At 67.4% G+C, this 17553-nt stretch carries 10 protein-coding genes; 5 read left to right on the top strand and 5 right to left on the bottom strand.

Features of this window, described 5'->3' with window-relative positions:
• The first annotated feature begins 36 nt into the window (after window positions 1-36).
• The 5 genes from VGR67_13530 (at window position 37) to metH (ending at window position 9335) form a co-directional block, all read left to right on the top strand.
• Window positions 37-2418, top strand: a complete 2382-nt coding sequence (locus tag VGR67_13530) for an ABC transporter permease (protein HEV8337432.1) — start codon at window positions 37-39, stop codon at window positions 2416-2418.
• A gap of 276 nt (window positions 2419-2694) precedes the next feature.
• Window positions 2695-4632 carry a S9 family peptidase gene (locus VGR67_13525; protein HEV8337431.1) on the top strand — a complete coding sequence of 646 codons (1938 nt, stop codon included), beginning with the start codon at window positions 2695-2697 and terminating at the stop codon, window positions 4630-4632.
• 38 nt (window positions 4633-4670) lie between these two features.
• Window positions 4671-4979 carry a rhodanese-like domain-containing protein gene (locus VGR67_13520; GenBank protein ID HEV8337430.1) on the top strand — a complete coding sequence of 103 codons (309 nt, stop codon included), beginning with the start codon at window positions 4671-4673 and terminating at the stop codon, window positions 4977-4979.
• Entirely contained in the window at window positions 4980-5111 is a 132-nt protein-coding gene (locus tag VGR67_13515; GenBank protein ID HEV8337429.1) for a hypothetical protein, read from the top strand.
• 546 nt (window positions 5112-5657) lie between these two features.
• Window positions 5658-9335, top strand: coding sequence for a methionine synthase (gene metH, locus VGR67_13510; GenBank protein ID HEV8337428.1), 3678 nt, complete (start codon window positions 5658-5660; stop codon window positions 9333-9335).
• A gap of 31 nt (window positions 9336-9366) precedes the next feature.
• Here the strand turns inward: metH and VGR67_13505 are convergent, their stop codons facing one another.
• The 5 genes from VGR67_13505 to VGR67_13485 all read right to left on the bottom strand — a co-directional run bounded on the left by VGR67_13505 (window position 9367) and on the right by VGR67_13485 (window position 17529).
• The gene (locus tag VGR67_13505) at window positions 9367-10596 is read right to left on the bottom strand and encodes an ABC transporter permease (protein ID HEV8337427.1); all 1230 of its coding nucleotides are present in this window, start codon (window positions 10594-10596) and stop codon (window positions 9367-9369) included.
• Window positions 10593-11285 carry an ABC transporter ATP-binding protein gene (locus VGR67_13500; protein ID HEV8337426.1) on the bottom strand — a complete coding sequence of 231 codons (693 nt, stop codon included), beginning with the start codon at window positions 11283-11285 and terminating at the stop codon, window positions 10593-10595. The genes VGR67_13505 and VGR67_13500 overlap by 4 nt, the downstream gene beginning before the upstream one ends.
• A gap of 44 nt (window positions 11286-11329) precedes the next feature.
• Complete coding sequence (locus VGR67_13495; GenBank protein ID HEV8337425.1) at window positions 11330-12604, bottom strand: efflux RND transporter periplasmic adaptor subunit; 1275 nt, start codon at window positions 12602-12604, stop codon at window positions 11330-11332.
• A gap of 162 nt (window positions 12605-12766) precedes the next feature.
• Window positions 12767-15436: a protein kinase gene (locus VGR67_13490; GenBank protein ID HEV8337424.1), complete on the bottom strand. Its 2670-nt coding sequence runs from the start codon at window positions 15434-15436 to the stop codon at window positions 12767-12769.
• Window positions 15433-17529: a hypothetical protein gene (locus VGR67_13485; protein ID HEV8337423.1), complete on the bottom strand. Its 2097-nt coding sequence runs from the start codon at window positions 17527-17529 to the stop codon at window positions 15433-15435. The genes VGR67_13490 and VGR67_13485 overlap by 4 nt, the downstream gene beginning before the upstream one ends.
• Between the last annotated feature and the right edge of the window lie 24 nt (window positions 17530-17553).

Below are 17553 nucleotides of genomic sequence, written 5' to 3'. Positions count from 1 at the left end.
CAGGCGCACTCTCGCGGGAGATCGAACGTGGAAACCATGATCCAGGACCTCCGCCACGCGCTGCGCGTTCTTGGGAAGTCGCCGGGATTCGCGCTGATGATCGTTCTCACGCTCGCCCTGGGGATCGGCGCGAACACCGCCCTGTTCAGCATCCTCAACGGCGTGCTGCTCCGCCCGCTTCCCTATCCCCACCCCGACCGTCTGGTCATGATCTGGGACGACTGGTCGAAGCGCGGCGGCCCCGAGCGCGAATGGACGAATCCCGCCACGTTCTACGACTGGCGCGATCAGGGCAAGAGCTTCGAATCGATGGCCGCCCTGAACGAGTGGACCCCCACCCTGACGGGGGAAGGCGAGCCCGAGCGGCTGACGGGGGCGGTCGTCACCCGCGGCATGCTGGCGACGCTCGGCGTCGCACCCGCTCTGGGCCGCGACTTTCTCCCCGCCGAGGACGTGCCGGACGCGGCGCGCGCCGTGCTGCTCAGCCACGGCCTCTGGCAGCGCCGCTTCGGAGGAAGCCCGGGGATCCTCGGCGCCGGCCTGACGCTGAACGGAATACCCTGCACCGTGATCGGAGTGATGCCGGCGGGATTCCGGTTTCCGGTGGTCCCCGGAGCGGAGCTCTGGTCGCCGATGCAGGCCGCGAGAACCGGGCGCGGCAACGCGGTGATCCGCATCGTCGGACGCCTGAAGCCGGGCGTGACGCTGGAGCGCGCCCAGAGCGAGATGAGCGTCGTCGCCCGCCGCCTGGCGGATCAGTATCCCGACACCAACACCGGGATCGGAGCGCGGATCGTTCCTCTGCGGGAGAACTTCGCCCGCGAGGCGCGCCGTCCACTCCTGGTGCTCTTGGCCGCCGTCGGGTTCGTGCTGCTGATCGCCTGCGCCAACGTCGCGAACCTCCTCCTGTCCAAGGCGACGGGACGCCACCGCGAAATGGCGATCCGCAGGGCGCTCGGCGCCTCGCGCGGCCGGATCGTCCGGCAGTTGCTGACGGAGAACCTCGTCCTCGGTGTCCTCGGCGGGATCGCCGGGCTGGCGCTGTCGATGTGGGGAGTTGATCTCCTGCGAAGCGGCCTGCCGGCTGATCTCGGCGCCTACTTCGACGTGGCGCCCGATCTCCGGGTGCTGGGCTTCACGCTCCTGCTGTCGCTGGGCACGAGCCTGGTGTTCGGCCTGGCGCCCGCGCTGCAGGCCTCGCGACCGGCCCTCGCCGCCTCGATGCGCGAAGGGAGCCTGGCGGCGGGTGAGACACGCTCGAGGGCTCGGAACACGCTGGTGGTCGCCGAAGTCGCGCTCTCCTTGATGCTGCTGGTCGGAGCCGGTCTTCTCCTGAAGAGCTTCCATTCGCTGCTCAGCACCGATGCGGGGCTGAAGCCCGAAGGCCTGCTCTCCCTGAGCCTGTCCCTTCCCGACGCGAAATATCCGGAGAACCCGCAAGTCGAGGCCTTCTTCGCGGGCCTGCTGGAGCGGATGGCCGCCGTGCCGGGCATCGCGGGAGCGGCGGCGATCAGCAACCTGCCCTTCGGCGGCGACAACACCGACACCAGCTTCCGCATCGAAGGCCGCCCCGAGCCGGCGCCCGGCCACCGCCCCTCGGCCTGGTTCAGCTCGATCACCCCCGACTACCTGCGGGTGGCCGGGGTGAAGCTGCTCCGCGGACGCGGCTTCGATTCCCGCGACACGGCGCAGGCTCCCCTGGTGATCCTGATCAACGAGTCGATGGCGCGCCAGTACTGGCCGAACGAGAATCCCCTCGGCAAGCGAATCGGCCGGACCGTCTGGCGGGAGGTCGTCGGCGTCGTCGGCAACGTGCGCACCTTTTCCCTGGAGCGCGACGAGCCCCCCACGATGTACTTTCCCTTCGCGCAGGTGCCGTCGGGCCGGGCTTCGATCCTGGCCCGCCTGCGCGGCGACGTCCCGGCCGCCGCCCCTGCCCTGCGCGCCGCGGTCCGGGAGGCGGACCCGGACCTCGCCGTGACCATCGCGCCCATGGAGCGGGTGCTTTCCGACACGCTCGCGCCGCGGCGGTGGACGCTGCTCCTGCTCGCCTCGTTCGCGGCGCTCGCCGTCGTTCTCGCCGCCGTCGGCATCTACGGGGTGATGTCGTACGCCGTCACCCGGCGAACCCAGGAGATCGGCATCCGGATGGCCCTGGGAGCGCGCCAGCCGCAAATCCTCCAGCTGGTCCTCCGACAGGGACTGCGTCTCGCGGCGGCCGGGACGGCGCTCGGGCTGGGACTGGCGCTGGCGCTGACGCGCTGGATGGAAAGCCTGCTCTACCAGGTGAGCGCGACCGATCCGGTCACCTTCGCGGGCATCGCGGCGCTGATGCTCTCCGTGGCGGCCGCCGCCTGCTACCTGCCGGCGCGCCGCGCCAGCCGTGTCGACCCGATGATCGCGCTGCGCTACGAGTAGGAACCCTCAGCGGCCGTCCAACTGAGCTTTCGAAGGGCCGGCGATAACCCAATCTGCCACAGCCTGGTAATCGGCGTGGCGCCGGGCGAAGGCGCACGTCTTCTCCCGACGCTTGTCCATCACCAACCGCCCACCTGTTCCGCCGCTTCAGCCTGATGATGAACCAAAGCCGAGTCCATGCCGTATACTTGACGACACGCAGAATCAGAACAGGGACGCTGCGAAGCTCGCCGCCACCGGTGATCCAGCTCGTTCTTCCCTAGAATCATGGAGACCATGATGAAACGCCTCCACCGTCTGCCGTGCTTTGCGCTTCTGCTGCTCATGGCGTCCGCCGCCCTGGCGCAACCGCAGGCTCCGCTCATTCCCCGCAGCGTCCTGTTCGGCAATCCGGAGCGGTCCTCCCCGGAGATCTCGCCGGACGGCAGGATGCTCGCCTATCTCGCGCCTGACCACGGGGTGCTCAACATCTGGGTGCGCACTCTGGGGAAGAACGACGATCGGGTGATCACCCAGGACCGCAAACGCGGCATCCGCAACCTGCATTGGGAGTTCGATTCGAAGAACGTTCTCTACACGCAGGATCAGAACGGCGACGAGAACTGGCACGTGAACCAGGCCAACGTCGCCACGCGGAAAACCCGCGACCTCACGCCCTTCGACAAGACCCGGGGCGAGCTCCTGGCGCTGGAGCCCGGCCGGCCCGACACCGCGCTCATCACCTTGAACAAACGCAAAGCGGAGCTGTTCGACGTTCACCGCCTGAGCCTGAGAACCGGCGAGCTGGCCCTCGATACGGAAAACCCCGGGGATGTCCTGGATTGGCAGGCGGATCACGCTCTTCAGATCCGCGCCGCCCAGGTGACCACTCCGGAGGGCGGCACTGTGATCCGGGTGCGCGACACGGTCAAATCCCCCTGGCGGGAGCTGATGAAGTGGGGCCCGGAGGAGACGCTGGGGAAGCTCGTCGGCTTCACGGCGGACGACAAAGGCCTGCTGGTGATCACTTCGCTGGACGCCAACGCCGCGCGCCTCCTCTCGGTGGACGTAGCGACGGGGAAGCGCACGGTCGTGGTCGAAGACCCCCGGTTCGACGTCTCCTTCGTGGTCAGTCATCCCAAGACCAACAAGCTTCAAGCTGTGGTGTTCCTGAGGGAGCGCCGCGATTTTCAGGTGCTCGACAAGAGCCTGCAGCCCGATTTGGACGCGATCCGCAAGGCGCGCCCCGCCGACATCAGCAACCTGAGCCGCGATCTCTCCGACGACCGCTGGATCGTGACGCTGGAAGGGGATGACGCGCCTCTCTACTACTATCTCTACGAGCGTCCTGCGAAGAAACTCACGCTGCTCTTCAGCGCCCGCCCGGCCCTGGAGAAGGAGAAGCTCGCCAAGGTGCGGCCGATGCAGTACAAGGCGCGCGACGGGATGACCCTCTACGGCTACCTGACCACGCCCGCCGGTGTGGAAGCCAAAGACCTGCCCATGGTGATCTTCCCGCACGGCGGTCCCTGGGCCCGCGATTTGTGGGGATACGATCCCTACGCCCAGTGGCTGGCCAATCGCGGCTACGCGGTTCTGCAGCCGAACTTCCGCTCCTCCACCGGCTATGGAAAGGAGTACCTCAATGCCGGCGATCGCCAGTGGGCCGGCGCCATGCATACCGACCTGCTCGACGCCAAGGAGTGGGCGGTCAAGGAAGGAATCGCCGACGCCGGCAAGGTTTGCATCATGGGGGGCAGCTACGGCGGCTACGCCACTCTCGCCGCCGCGGCCTTCTCTCCCGACGCCTTCGCCTGCGGCGTCGACATCGTGGGGCCATCGAATCTGAACACGCTGCTTGCGACGATCCCCCCCTACTGGTCCACCCTCGTGGCGATCTTCCACAAGCGCATGGGCGAGGACGAGGAGTTCCTCAGGACGCAATCGCCGCTGTTCCAGGCCGATCGCATCAAGATGCCCTTGCTCATCGGTCAGGGCGCCAACGATCCGAGAGTGAACAAAGCGGAAAGTGATCAGATCGTCGCCGCCATGCGCAAAAACGGAAAGCCGGTCGTGTACTACGTCTTCCCGGACGAAGGACACGGCTTCGCGCGTCCCGAGAACCGCACGGCGTTCAATGCCGCAAGCGAAGAGTTCCTGGCGAAGTACCTGGGAGGAAGGTTCGAGCCGCCCAGCGACGCGGAGAAAAAGCTCCTGGAGAGCGTGAAGCAGTGAAGAGGTTCGCAGCGCATCGCCCGCATAGGAGGATCCCCATGACGAGACCCCTCATCCGATGTCTTGGCCTGGCGGCTGCCGTCTTGCTGCTCGTGCACCGGCTGCCGGCCGCAACCAAGGAAAGCAAGAGCGCCGAGAGCGAGCCTTTCAAGCGGCTTACGGTGGAGGAAACCAGCAAGCTCATCACCGACCCCAGCGTCCGAGTCTACGATGGCAACAGCGACGACGTGTACCGGGAAGGACACATTCCGGGCGCCGTCCACCTGCTGAGCAAGGACATGAAAGAAGGAGTCCTGCCCGCCGACAAGAGCACGACCCTCGTCTTCTACTGCCACAGCGAGCGTTGAATGGAATGCCATCGCGCGGCCCGGAGGGCCGCCGATCTCGGCTACCGCAACCTCTACATCATGCCGGCGGGAATCGTCGGTTGGACCAAGGCGGGCAAGTTCGTGGTCACGGGAGACGAGCCCGGCAACTGACATCTTTCGACCGGGGTTCGCGAGCTCTTGGCAACCTGCCAAGCTCCGGACGCACGTCCCGCCCATTCGAACACTTCGACCGGCCGTTCCGTACGTGATGGTCGGCGGTTCAGCCCTGCCGGCGGCTGGGTCGCTTCCCCGCTCGTACCCGCGGCGGAAGGAGTCTTCCTCGCAGACATCGGGGGTGGATCCGGCGCAGGCGCTCCTTAGCCCGAGTTATTCATGAACGTCCGTAGCGAGAACGTGGAGATGGCTGCCATCACGGGAGCCCGCAGGGGCGAGGACCCGAGGCGTACTGACGGTACGTCGCAGGGTCCGCGGCCCGAGGACGCCCGTCAGGGCGGCCAGAACCGCGGTCGCAGTAGGAGCTTTGTGAATAATTCGGGTTAGCCGCGTCTTAGGGGCGGCCGCGCGCCTCCGGATGCAGGGCGGCCTCGCTCGGCGGTCGCCGCGTGGCGGCGGGAAAGGGGCAGGCCGCCGGAGTCCCGTTGGCGTGCCGCGTGCCGCGCGGGCTAAGATAATGAAGTCTCTCTTACGGAGAATCTCTTGAGCCGGCTGGACGAGCTGCAACGCCTCCTCGCCACGCGCCTGTTGATCCTGGACGGCGCCATGGGGACGATGATCCAGGCGGAAGGCCTGGACGAAGCGGCCTTCCGCGGGCGCCATTATAAGGACCACCCCCGCGACCTGAAAGGGTGCAACGACCTTCTCTCGATCACCCAGCCGGCGCTCGTCGAGAAGATCCACCGGCGCTATCTGGAGGCGGGCGCCGACATCATCGAGACGAACACCTTCAACGCGACCGCCGTGTCGCTTTCGGAATACGGGCTCGAAGCGAGCGTCTTCGCGATCAACCAGGCGGCGGCGGAAACGGCGCGGCGCGCCGCGGCGGCGATTACCGCCCGGACGCCGGATCGCCCCCGTTTTGTCGCCGGCTCCATGGGGCCCACCAGCCGGACGGCGTCGCTCTCGCCGCGCGTCGAGGACCCCGGGTTCCGGGCGGTCGGCTTCGACGACCTCGAGCGCGCCTACCGTGAGCAGGCCCTCGGCCTGCTCGCCGGCGGCGTCGACCTCCTCCTCCCCGAGACGACGTTCGACACCCTGAACCTCAAGGCCGCCTTGTTCGCCATTCGGCGCGCCTTCGACGAGACCGGCCGGCGCGTCCCGGTGATCGCTTCGCTGACGATCACCGACCGCAGCGGCCGGACCCTGTCGGGGCAGACGCTGGAAGCGGCCTGGATCTCGATCCGCCACGCCGAGCTTTTCGGCGTCGGTCTCAACTGCGCCCTCGGCGCGGCGGAGATGGAGCCGCACCTCGAGGAGATGTCCCGGCTCGCCCCGATCTGGGTCCATTGCTATCCCAACGCGGGGCTTCCCGACGAGCTGGGGCGCTATCGCCAGAGCCCCGGCGAGATGGCGACGCTGCTGGCCGGCTACGCCAAGGAAGGGTGGCTGAACCTCGCGGGCGGCTGCTGCGGCACCACCCCCGAGCACATCGAGGCGATCGCGGAGGCGGTGCGCGGCCTGCCGCCGCGCCGGCCGGCCCGGGCGGAGGAGCGGACGCAGCTCAGCGGGCTCGAGCCGCTGACGATCCGGCCCGACTCCAACTTCACGATGATCGGCGAGCGCACCAACATCACCGGGTCGCGGCGCTTCGCCCGCCTGATCCGCGAGAACCGGATGGAGGAGGCGCTGGCCGTGGCGCGCCAGCAGGTCCAGGGGGGCGCGAACCTGCTCGACGTGAACATGGACGAGGGGCTGATCGACTCGGAGAAGGCGATGACCTCCTTCCTGAACCTGATCGCCTCGGAGCCGGAGATCGCGCGCCTGCCGATCGTCGTGGACAGCTCGAAGTTCTCGGTGCTGGAAGCGGGCCTGAAGTGCCTTCAAGGGAAGGGTATCGTCAACTCGATCAGCCTCAAGGAAGGAGAGGAGGAGTTCAAGCGCCAGGCGCGCCTCATCCGCCGTTACGGCGCCGCCGTCGTGGTCATGGCCTTCGACGAGCAGGGCCAGGCGACGACCGTCGACCGGCGGGTCTCGATCCTGGAGCGGGCCTACCGCATCCTCACCCAGGAAGCCGGCTTCGACCCCGCCGACATCATCTTCGATCCCAACATCCTCGCCGTGGGGACCGGCATCGAAGAGCACAACAGCTACGCCGTCACCTACCTCGAGGCGACGCGGGAGCTGAGGCGGCGCTTCCCGAACTGCCGCGTCAGCGGCGGCGTGAGCAACCTGTCCTTCTCCTTCCGCGGCAACGACGCGATCCGCGACGCCATGCACGCCGCCTTCCTCTACCACGCCATCCAGGCCGGCATGGACATGGGGATCGTCAACGCCGGCCAGCTCGCCGTCTACGACGACATCCCGGCCGAGCTCAAGGAGCGCGTCGAGGACGTGCTCCTGAACCGCCGGCCGGACGCGACCGAGAGGCTGGTGGAGTTCGCCGACGGGTTCCGCGCCAAGGCCGTGGACCGCGCCAAGGACGACGCCTGGCGCCGGGAGCCTCTCGAGAAGCGCCTGGAGCACGCCATGGTCCGGGGAGTCGCCGACCACGTCGACGAAGACATCGCCGAGGCGCTGCGGGCCTATCCCTCGCCGCTGGCCATCATCGAGGGACCGCTGATGGCCGGCATGAACGTCGTCGGCGATCTGTTCGGAGCCGGGAAGATGTTTCTCCCCCAGGTCGTCAAGAGCGCCCGCGTCATGAAGAAGGCGGTGGCGATCCTGGAGCCGCTCATGGAAGCGGAGAAGAAGAGCTCCGGGGCGGCGGCCCGGGCCCGCGCGCGCATCGTCCTGGCGACGGTCAAGGGGGACGTTCACGACATCGGCAAGAACATCGTCGGCGTCGTCCTCGGCTGTAACAACTACGACATCATCGATCTGGGAGTGATGGTCAGCGCCGATCGTATCCTGACGACCGCGGTCGAGGAGAAGGCCGACCTGATCGGCTTGAGCGGCCTGATCACTCCGTCTCTGGACGAGATGGTCCACGTCGCCTCGGAGATGCAGCGCCGGAACCTTCATCTGCCGCTGCTGATCGGCGGCGCCACCACCAGCCGCAAGCACACGGCGGTGAAGATCGCCCCGGTCTACGGCGGGACGACGGTGCACGTCCTCGACGCCTCCCGGGCGGTGGAGGTGATGAGCCAGCTCGTGAGCGACACCTCGCGCCCCGCGTTCGCGGCGCGCATCCGCGAGGAGCAGGAGGCGGCCCGGCTGCGCTGGTCGGAGGGGGCCGAGCGCGATCTCCTCCTCTTCCCCGAGGCCCGCCGGCGCGCGCTGCAGCTCGACTGGGACGCCTACGCTCCGCCGCGGCCCGCTTTCCTCGGCCGCCGGGTGGTGCGGGATCAGCCGCTCGAAGAGCTGGTCCCCTACATCGACTGGTCCCCCTTCTTCCATGTCTGGGAGCTGCGCGGCGTCTATCCCGCGATTCTGGACCATCCGGAACGGGGAGCCGCGGCGCGCGAGCTCTTCGAAGCAGGCCGGGCTCTGCTTGACCGGATCGTTCGCGAAAAGCTCCTGGCGGCGCACGGCGTGTACGGCTTCTTTCCCGCCGGGAGCGACGGCGAGGATCTGGTGATTCGGCCGGAAGAGTCAGGAGCGGGCGAGACGCTGAGGCTCCACATGCTGCGCCAGCAGGCGGAGACCGGCGACTCCCGGCCGCGGATCGCTCTGTCCGATTTCGTCGCCCCGCGAGACGGAGGCCGGCCGGACTATCTCGGGGCGTTCGCCGTCACCGCGGGCGTCGGCCTTCCGGCCCTGGTCGAAACCTTCGAGCGGGACCACGACGACTATCACTCGATCCTGGCGAAGGCGCTCGCCGACCGGCTCGCCGAGGCCTTCGCCGAGCGCCTGCACGAGCAGGCGCGCCAGGAATGGCAATACGGGCGCGACGAGCGGCTGTCAAAGGAGGAGCTGCTGAAGGAGAAATATCGCGGCATCCGTCCCGCGCCGGGCTATCCGGCCTGCCCCGATCATTCCGAGAAGCGGACGCTCTGGGAGCTTCTCGATCCGGGGGGCGCGGCCGGCATCGTGCTCACCGAATCGTGCGCCATGGACCCGGCCGCGTCGGTGAGCGGATGGTACTTCGCCCATCCCGAGGCGCGCTACTTCTCGGTGGGGAAGGTCGGTCGGGATCAGGTGGCCGATTACGCCGCGCGCAAGGCGATGCCGGTCGCGGAAGTGGAGCGCTGGCTGGCGGGGAATCTCGGCTACCGCTAAGACGCCGCGCCGGGCGCGCGCCGGACGCGAATCACTCGTAGCGCAGCGCTTCGATGGGGTCGAGGGCCGCCGCTTTGCGGGCGGGGTAGAAGCCGAAGAAGATGCCGATGGCGGCCGAGAAGCCGAACGCCGCCGCGACCGACACGCCGCCGACCGAGACCGGCCACCCCGCGAGAGACGAGACCGCGTACGACGCGGCGATCCCGAGCACCACGCCGAGCGCTCCTCCCACAATCGACAGGATCACCGCTTCGAGGAGAAACTGGGCGAGGACGTGACGTGCCTTGGCGCCGATGGCCATGCGCACGCCGATCTCCCGCGTCCGTTCCGTGACCGAGACCAGCATGATGTTCATGATCCCGATCCCGCCCACGAGCAGCGAGATCGCCGCCACCGACCCGAGGAGGAGCGACAGCGTCTTGATGTTCTCCGCCGCGGTCGAGGCGATCTCCTCCTGCGTCCGCATCATGAAGTTGCTGTCCTGGCCGGGCTGGATGCGCTGCCGCTGGCGGAGCAGCGCCTCGATCTCGTTCTTCGCGTCCTCGACGCGATCGGGAGCGACGGCCGCCGCCTGGATCAGGTTGATCCGCTCCGTTCCGGTCAGGCGCTTCATGACCGTGGTGTACGGAGCGAGGATCTGATCGTCCTGATCGGTTCCCTGGGTCGAGCCCCCCTTCTTGTCGAGGACGCCGACGACGCGGAACGGGACGTTCTTGATCCGGACGATCTGCCCCATCGATCCGCCGCTCGGAAACAGGTTGTCCGCCACCGTCTGGCCCAGCAGGCAGACCTTCGCGCCCGACTTGACGTCGGCTTCGGAGAAGAAGCTTCCGTCCGCGACGTTCCAGGCGCGGATGAAGGGCCAGTCGACGTCCGCCCCATAGATCGTCGTGCTCCAGTTCAGCTCGCCCGCGACGACCTGGCCGGAGGTTCGCGCGATGGCGGAGACGTAGGCCACGGAAGGGCATTCGGCCTTGATCGCCAGCGCGTCGGCGGCGGTCAGCCTCGACTCCCCCGTGAACAGCCGCGCGCCGGACTGTGTGACCGCGCCCGGAAAGATCATGATGAAGTTCGTTCCGAGCGACGAGATGGAAGCCTGGATCGACTGCGACGCGCCGGAGGCCACCGCGATCATCGTGATGACGCATCCCACGCCGATGATGATGCCGAGCATCGTCAGGGACGATCGCATCTTGTTGCGCAGGATCGCCTTGAGGCCGACTTTCAGGATGTTCTTGGTGCGCAGCAGCCCGACTTTCACGGCAGCCTTCCTGCGGCTGCCCCTCCGGGAGCCGCCTGGGCGGAGCCGGCGAGATCGTCGGCGACGATCTTGCCGTCGCGCACGTGCACGACGCGCTGCGCGAATTCCGCGACCTCGGGCTCATGGGTAATCAGGATGACCGTTCTACCCTCCGCGTTCAGCTCCCGGAAGATCGCCATCACTTCACGGGTGGTCCGGCTGTCGAGGTTCCCCGTCGGCTCGTCGGCCAGGATGACGGCGGGATCGGAGATCAAGGCCCGGGCGATCGCCACCCGCTGCTGCTGCCCGCCGGAAAGCTGGGAGGGGACGTGGTCTTCCCGTCCTTCGAGGCCGACGCGCCGCAAGACGGCGCGCGCCTTGTCCAGGCGCTCGTCGGCCGACAGGACGCCGTTGCCGTAAAGCAGCGGCAGCTCGACGTTCTCCAGCGCCGAGGTCCGGGACAGCAGGTTGAAGCTCTGGAAGACGAATCCGATTTTGGCGTTGCGGATTTCCGCGCGCTGGTCGGCGTCCATGCCTGCCACGTCCACCCCGTCCAGGGCATAGACTCCCGAGGTGGGCCGGTCGAGGCAGCCGAGGATGTTCATCAGCGTCGATTTTCCCGATCCCGACGGGCCCATGATCGCCAGGAACTCTCCCGTGTCGATCCTCAAATCCACGCCGTCGAGAGCCCGGACCTCGACGTCGCCCATGCGGTAGATCTTCACGAGATCCCGGATTTCGACCAGGGCGCGGCTCAACGCATTCTTCCTCCTCCGATCGGCAGCGGCGTGGCGTTGCGATCGGACTTGGCGGTCTCCTGGCCGACGACCACCGAATCTCCCGGCTTGAGCTCGCCTTCGAGGACCTGGGTGAACCGGCCGTCGGAGATTCCGGTGCGAATCGACACCGCCTTCAGACGATCCCCGCCCGTATCGACGTAGACGGTCTGCGTCCCGAGCCCTCGCGCCCTGCCCGCGCCCGCTCTCCCGAATGGCTCCGCCGCGGCGGCGAGACCGCCGCCTCGAGGCGGCCGGCCCTGTCCGGAATTCGCTGCCCCTTGACTGGCCGTTCCCCGGGCTGCGGCGCCACGACTTTCGGAAGACTGGTCGGTCGGCCGGAAGCGCAGCGCCGCGTTCGGCACGCGCAGGACGCCATGCACCTGCGCCACTTCGATGGTGACGTCGGCCGTCATCTTGGGTCGCAGCTTCTCTTCCGGATTCGGGACGGCCAGGATGACGGGGTAGGTGATGATGTTCTGGTTCACCGTGGCGTTGAGCCGGATTTGGGAGATCTTGCCGCTGAAGTTCTCCTCGGGATAGGCGTCGACGGTGAACCGGGCGGTCTGACCGACCTGGACGCGGCCGATGTCGGATTGATCGACGTCCGCCTGGACCTGCATCTGTTTCAGATCCTGGGCGATGGTGAACAGCGTCGGAGCCTGGAACGAGGCGGCGACCGTCTGCCCGACGTCGTACTGCCGGTCGACGACGACGCCGTCGATGGGGGAGATGATCTTCGTGTACGTCAGATTGGTTTGAGCCTGGCGGAGGGCCGCTCTCGCCTGATCGACCTGCGCCCGGCCTCCGTCGTAGGCCGCCTTCGCCGCGTCGAAGTCGGCCTGAGAGGCGAGGTTCTGGGCCAGAAGCTGTTCCTGCCGGTGAAAACTCGCGCTGGCGTTCTGCATCTGGACCTCCACCTGCCGCAGATCGGCGCGGCGCTGCTCGACTTGCGCCTGGAACGGGGTGGGATCCAAATCGGCCAGGACTTGGCCCTTCTTCACCGGACTGTTGAAGTCGGCGTGCAGGCCGGCGATGATCCCGGAGACCTGGCTGCCAACCAGGACCGTCGTCACCGGCGAGATCGTCCCGGTGGCGGTGACCGTCATCGTGACGTCGCCTTCATCCACGCGCTGGACGCGGTACTTCGCCTCCGCCGGCTGACCTACGCGCAGGAAGATGAAATAGCCCGCGGCGGCGATCGCGACGAGCCCGATCGTCACGATGAGGGCGCGCTTCGCTTTCCGGCTCATCGGCATCCGAGAATCTCCTCTGCACTCAACAGGACAGTCTAACAGCCGCTCAGAAGGCGGACAAACCGGCCTGTGTGTGCAAAGTCACGCGAATGGGAAGCGATAAGAAGGAAAATGACGGGCTGATGAGACGCGCGCGCGAGCGGCGTCGTGGCCAGTGTTCTATCGATTCAGCAAGGCGGGCCAATGCGACAGGATCGAGATCGGGATTTCCTTTTCCATCTCGGGGCCCACGGCGAGGATGAGCCTTTCCCCGTCGGCGGTGATGTCTCCGCCGAGCGTAGCCTTCATCCGGAAGAGAAGCCGGGGAGCGTCGAAGTCCAGGCTCGCGCCCGAGGCGCGGACTCCGACGGACATCACACCCGATTCGTAGTCCGCGTACAGGATCTCCGCGCCGCCGCGGACCCATTTTCCGGCGATCGCTCCGCCGCTCGAAACCTGCCACTTCCCTCCCGGCCCGGGGAAGGCGGCCGCATACAGCTCATTTTTTCCCGACTCGTCCGACAGGTAGAGCATCCATCGCCCGTCGGGCGAAAGCTGCCCGGCGGTCTCATTGAATTCCGTCTTCAGATAGAACTTCGGCTCCTTGTTTCCGGAGACGGGAACGTAGGCGATGTCGGATCGCGTGTCTCTCTTCAGATCTTTGGTATCGAATACGATCAGGCGGCCGTCGCCCGACCAACAGGTCGGCCGCTTGTCCTCGGCGTTCTGGAAGAAGGGCTCCTCCTGTCCGCCCGCCGAAGGCTTCACGAAGAGGTCGTCCGCTTTCGCCGTGACGGAGTAGACGACTTTCGTGCCATCCGGAGACCAGACGGGTCCATATTCGTTGGCCGTTCCGAACGTGAACCGTGTCCGGACTCCCCGCAGGAGATCGAGCATCCAGAGATCGGCTCTGCCCGAGTCCCGATTGTTGAGCGAAACCACGGCCCGCTTTGCGTCGGGAGAGAGCACGATGCCATCGTAGGCGCCGGGCTCGCCGACTTTGCCGATCTCGCGGCCCTCGCGGTCGTACCACTTGAGCTGCGCATTGACTTCCGCCCCGCCGGCCCTTAGGGCCAGAAGCCCTGCCTCCGAGACGGCGAAGATGGCTCGAAAGAACTCCGGAGCGAGGTCGACTCCCTCGGCGAGGGGAACGGGCTCGCCGGTCAGAGCAAGGCTTGCGGCGTCGAAGCGTTGGGCCATGAGGACCCTGTCCCGTTCGTAGAGAAGATAGCCGGAGGCATAGGCGACGTTGGACCGCACGTGCAGGAGCAACTTCGGCTTTCCGGAGCCCAGCTCCGCCGCGTAGACGGAATTGACTTCGTTCCTCCCCGGCTGGTGCGAGGCTCCCAGATAGAGGAAATGCCTCCCATCCGGAAGGAACGAGGGCCAGCGATGGGTGGTCTCGCCGTGCTCCTCGTCGAGCCGCGTCACGGGAGTCGAGGTGCCTCCCGTGGACGAGACGCGGTGGATTCCGGCCTCCGTCGTCGGCGCGAACACGATGACTCCGTCGCGATTCCAGGATCCGCCGCGTCCATCCCCCGCTTCGGCGATCGTCACGGCGGGCGAGCCCGTCAGGTCGATGCGTTTCAGCTTGGAGTCGGCGAAGAAGGCGATGAAGCGGCTGTCGGGAGACCAGAAGGGCCACTCGGCGCCCTTCGTCCCGGGCAGAGGGCGGGCGGTGTCGGAGTCGAGCGGCCGGATCCATAGAGATTGGTTCCCTTCCGCCGAGAGCACGGAAAAAGTCAAGTAACGTCCATCCGGCGAAAGGGAAAGCGCGCCCGACGCACGGCGGAGAAAATTGAACTTCGCCCCTTCGGGCGGCAGGATCGAGCTGCGCACGGCCCTCTGCGGGGGGGCTTTGCGCGTCCAGAGCGACGCGCCGAGACCGACGGCGACGAGGGCCAATATCGCTGCCACGGCCCAAGCCCACCGCTCCCTCCCTCTACGGCGCGCGGTCACCGGCGCCGGCAGTCCCACCTGGGAGCCGCCCTCCGCGATCCATTGAAGCTGCAGCTTCACGTCGTGGGCGGTCTGCCAGCGCTCCTCGGTATCCTTGGCGAGACACGTCTTCACCAGCTGGTCGAACGCCGGAGGAGACATCGGCTGGATCTTCGAGATCGGAGGCGGGTCTCCCCCCATGATCGCGGCAATCAGGCTGGCCTGGCTCTTCCCTTCGAACGCCTTCCGCCCCGTCGACATTTCGTACAGGACGGCGCCGAAGGCGAAGAGATCGCTGCGCGCGTCCGCGGGCTTTCCTTCCAGCTGCTCCGGAGCCATGTACTGGAACGTTCCCAGGATCGTTCCCTGGGCCGTGAGCTCCCGCGCCTCCGTGGCCAACGAGGACAGGCCGGCGGCGGCATCTCCCTCCGGCTTGCGGAGCTTGGCGAGGCCGAAATCGAGGAGCTTGGCGCCGTGGGGCGTGATCATGATGTTCCCGGGCTTGAGATCGCGGTGCACGATCCCGATCCGGTGCGCCCGATCCAGAGCCTCGGCGATCTCGATGCCGTAGCGCAGCACTTGTTCAGGCGGCAGCGACCCTTTCTTCAGCCGGGCGGCGAGCGTCTCGCCTTCCAGGAGCTCCATCACCAGGAAGTCGATTCCGTCGCGCGAGTCGAAATCGTGCACCACGGCGATGTGAGGGTGGTTCAGCCGGGAGAGAGTCATCGCCTCCTGGCGGAAGCGCGTCTTCGCCGCTTCGTCCGTCAGCGTCCCGGCGGGCAAGACCTTCACCGCCACCTCCCGCTCCAGGCGGAGGTCGAGCGCCCGGAACACGATCCCCATGCCGCCCTCGCCGATCTTCTCGATGAGGCGGTAGTGGGAAAGCGTTTCGCCCGCGGCGGGAGCTTTCATCGGATTTGCGACAGCGCCTTGCCGGTAGCCGCGAGCAGCGACTCCGGACCCACCGGCTTGTCGGTCGCGTTCTTCATCCAGAGATCGGGGGCGACCCTGCCCATCTTCACCATCCGCATGAATTCCGGCCCGATCGATCCCGACTTCTTCACCTGCTCCTTGATCTGGAAGGCGATCAGGTGGCCGATCGGGTAGTCGGGGAGATAGAGAAAGCTGTCGATCATGTGCGAGTAGATCCCGAAGAGGACGACGTCCCTCCGGCCGAACACGGGAGCGTAGTAGCGGTTCCAGACTTCCCGCGCGATCCGGACCGTCGCCTCCTTCAGCGCCGCGGGCGAGGCCTCGGGATGCTCGTACATCCAGTGCCAGACGCCCATGTCGACCAGCGCGACCGCCGAGATCTCGCAGGATCCCCAGTACTCGTCGAGGACCTTCATCGCCTCCGCCTTGGCGTCCGGCGCCGGCAGCCCCAGCAGCTCCAGGTCGCGGTCCTGGAAGACGAAGGCGAGCGCCTCGGTGAACGCCGTGTTCGGCACGCCCCGCAGGAGAGTGTGGTCGATCCGGTTCAGCGACAGGACCTGCTCGACGTTGTGCCCCATCTCATGGACCGCGATGTTGAAGCCCTTGTAGTCCATCCCCTGCGCTCCGACGCGGGTCCTCAGGTGCGAGTTGGCGGCGCGCATCTGGGAGGCCCAGGCATGCCCCGATCCGCGCGCCGGATCGACGACGATGTGATCGGTGACGTACCTCGCGTCTTCCGGGGGGAAGCCGAGCTTCACGAGGAGGTTGGGCATGTCCCGGCGGTAGGCGTCGGGCGTCGGGTAGCGTTTCGAGACGATCGCGTCCAGCTCCGCCTCGGTGTGCGCCCCCCGGGCGCGGAAGCCGTTGTACCAGATGTCGAACGGCTCGAGCTTCCGTCCGAGCCGCTTGGCGATCAGCCGAGCGGTCTTGGCGAAGTGAGGCGACGCGAGCAGCGACTCCAGCATCTGGCGGACGCGCGGCTCCGGGATCTCCCGGTCCTCCTCGAAGCGCCGGGCGATCAGCGTCGGCGCCGGGGGCGAGTAGGGATCGACCCGGCGGGACGCCTGAAAATCGCCGAGCAGCATCGCGTAGCGCGTGTCCGGCTCGGGGGCGTTCGTCACCTTCATCCCGGCGGGAGGCGGCGCGTCGCTGTCCTGCGCCGCCGCCGGACGGACCTCGTTGGTCATCGGGTTCCAGTCGACGTGCGGATTGTCCACGACGACCTCCGGGATCGTCTGGGTGACGATGCGCTCCATCACCTTCTGGATCATCCGCTGCCGCGGCAGCGCGCCTTCCCGGTCGCTGTAGCGCGCCTTGATCTCGTCGCGCAGGTTCCAGTGGGACAGCAGGCGCAGCTTCGGCGGGAAGAGGCGGCCCCCGCGATCGTCGAGCAGATGATGCATCCAGATGTTGTATCCCGCGATGTATTGCGCCGACTCGGCCGCCGCGCGCGACACGGCGAGATTGACCTCGGCCGGGATGCGCTTGCCGAACCGCTGGGCGAGGCGCGCCTCGGCCCACTCGCGGCGGCTCCAGCCCGGGCCCTCCGTCAGGCGCTGCTCGAGCGTGGTCAGCGGGAAATTCAGGAGCACGACGAACGCCAGCTTGTTGTCGAAGAAGTCGTCGCCGACGTGCGCCGACGGGTCGTAGCCGCTGAAGACCTCGTCGAACGGCAGAATCTCTCCGCGATCGAGATCGGTCTGCTCCTTGAACGCCAGAATGATCTCGTTCATGTGCCCGTCCAGAGACTCGAGGAGATCCTCGAACCGCTGGAACGTCGTGTCGAGCGTCTTTTGATCTCCGGCGAAGCTCTGGCGGACGAACTCCTCGAAGACCTTTCGATCGCCGTCCGTATCGCGCCAGAACGAGGCGACCTGGCTCATCCCGCGCCGCAGGCGCGGCGCCTGCGCCGCCCCATATTTCGCGGCGAGCTCCGGCTCGAGGGCCGCCTGCGAAGCCGCCATCCAGGCCGGCCGCGATTCGGCGGCGAGGGCCGGCAGGGTGGAGAGGGAAAGCAGGGCGATGAGGATCAGCGGTCTCGCCGATCGCATCGCCGACGGAGAGCTCTTCATCGGATGGCCCCTTTCTCGCGATGC

This window comes from Candidatus Polarisedimenticolia bacterium (assembly GCA_036004685.1).
Taxonomy (GTDB): domain Bacteria; phylum Acidobacteriota; class Polarisedimenticolia; order Gp22-AA2; family AA152; genus DASYRE01.
Note: the sequence above shows the minus strand (reverse complement) of the source record. Positions and strands in the feature narration are given on the sequence as shown.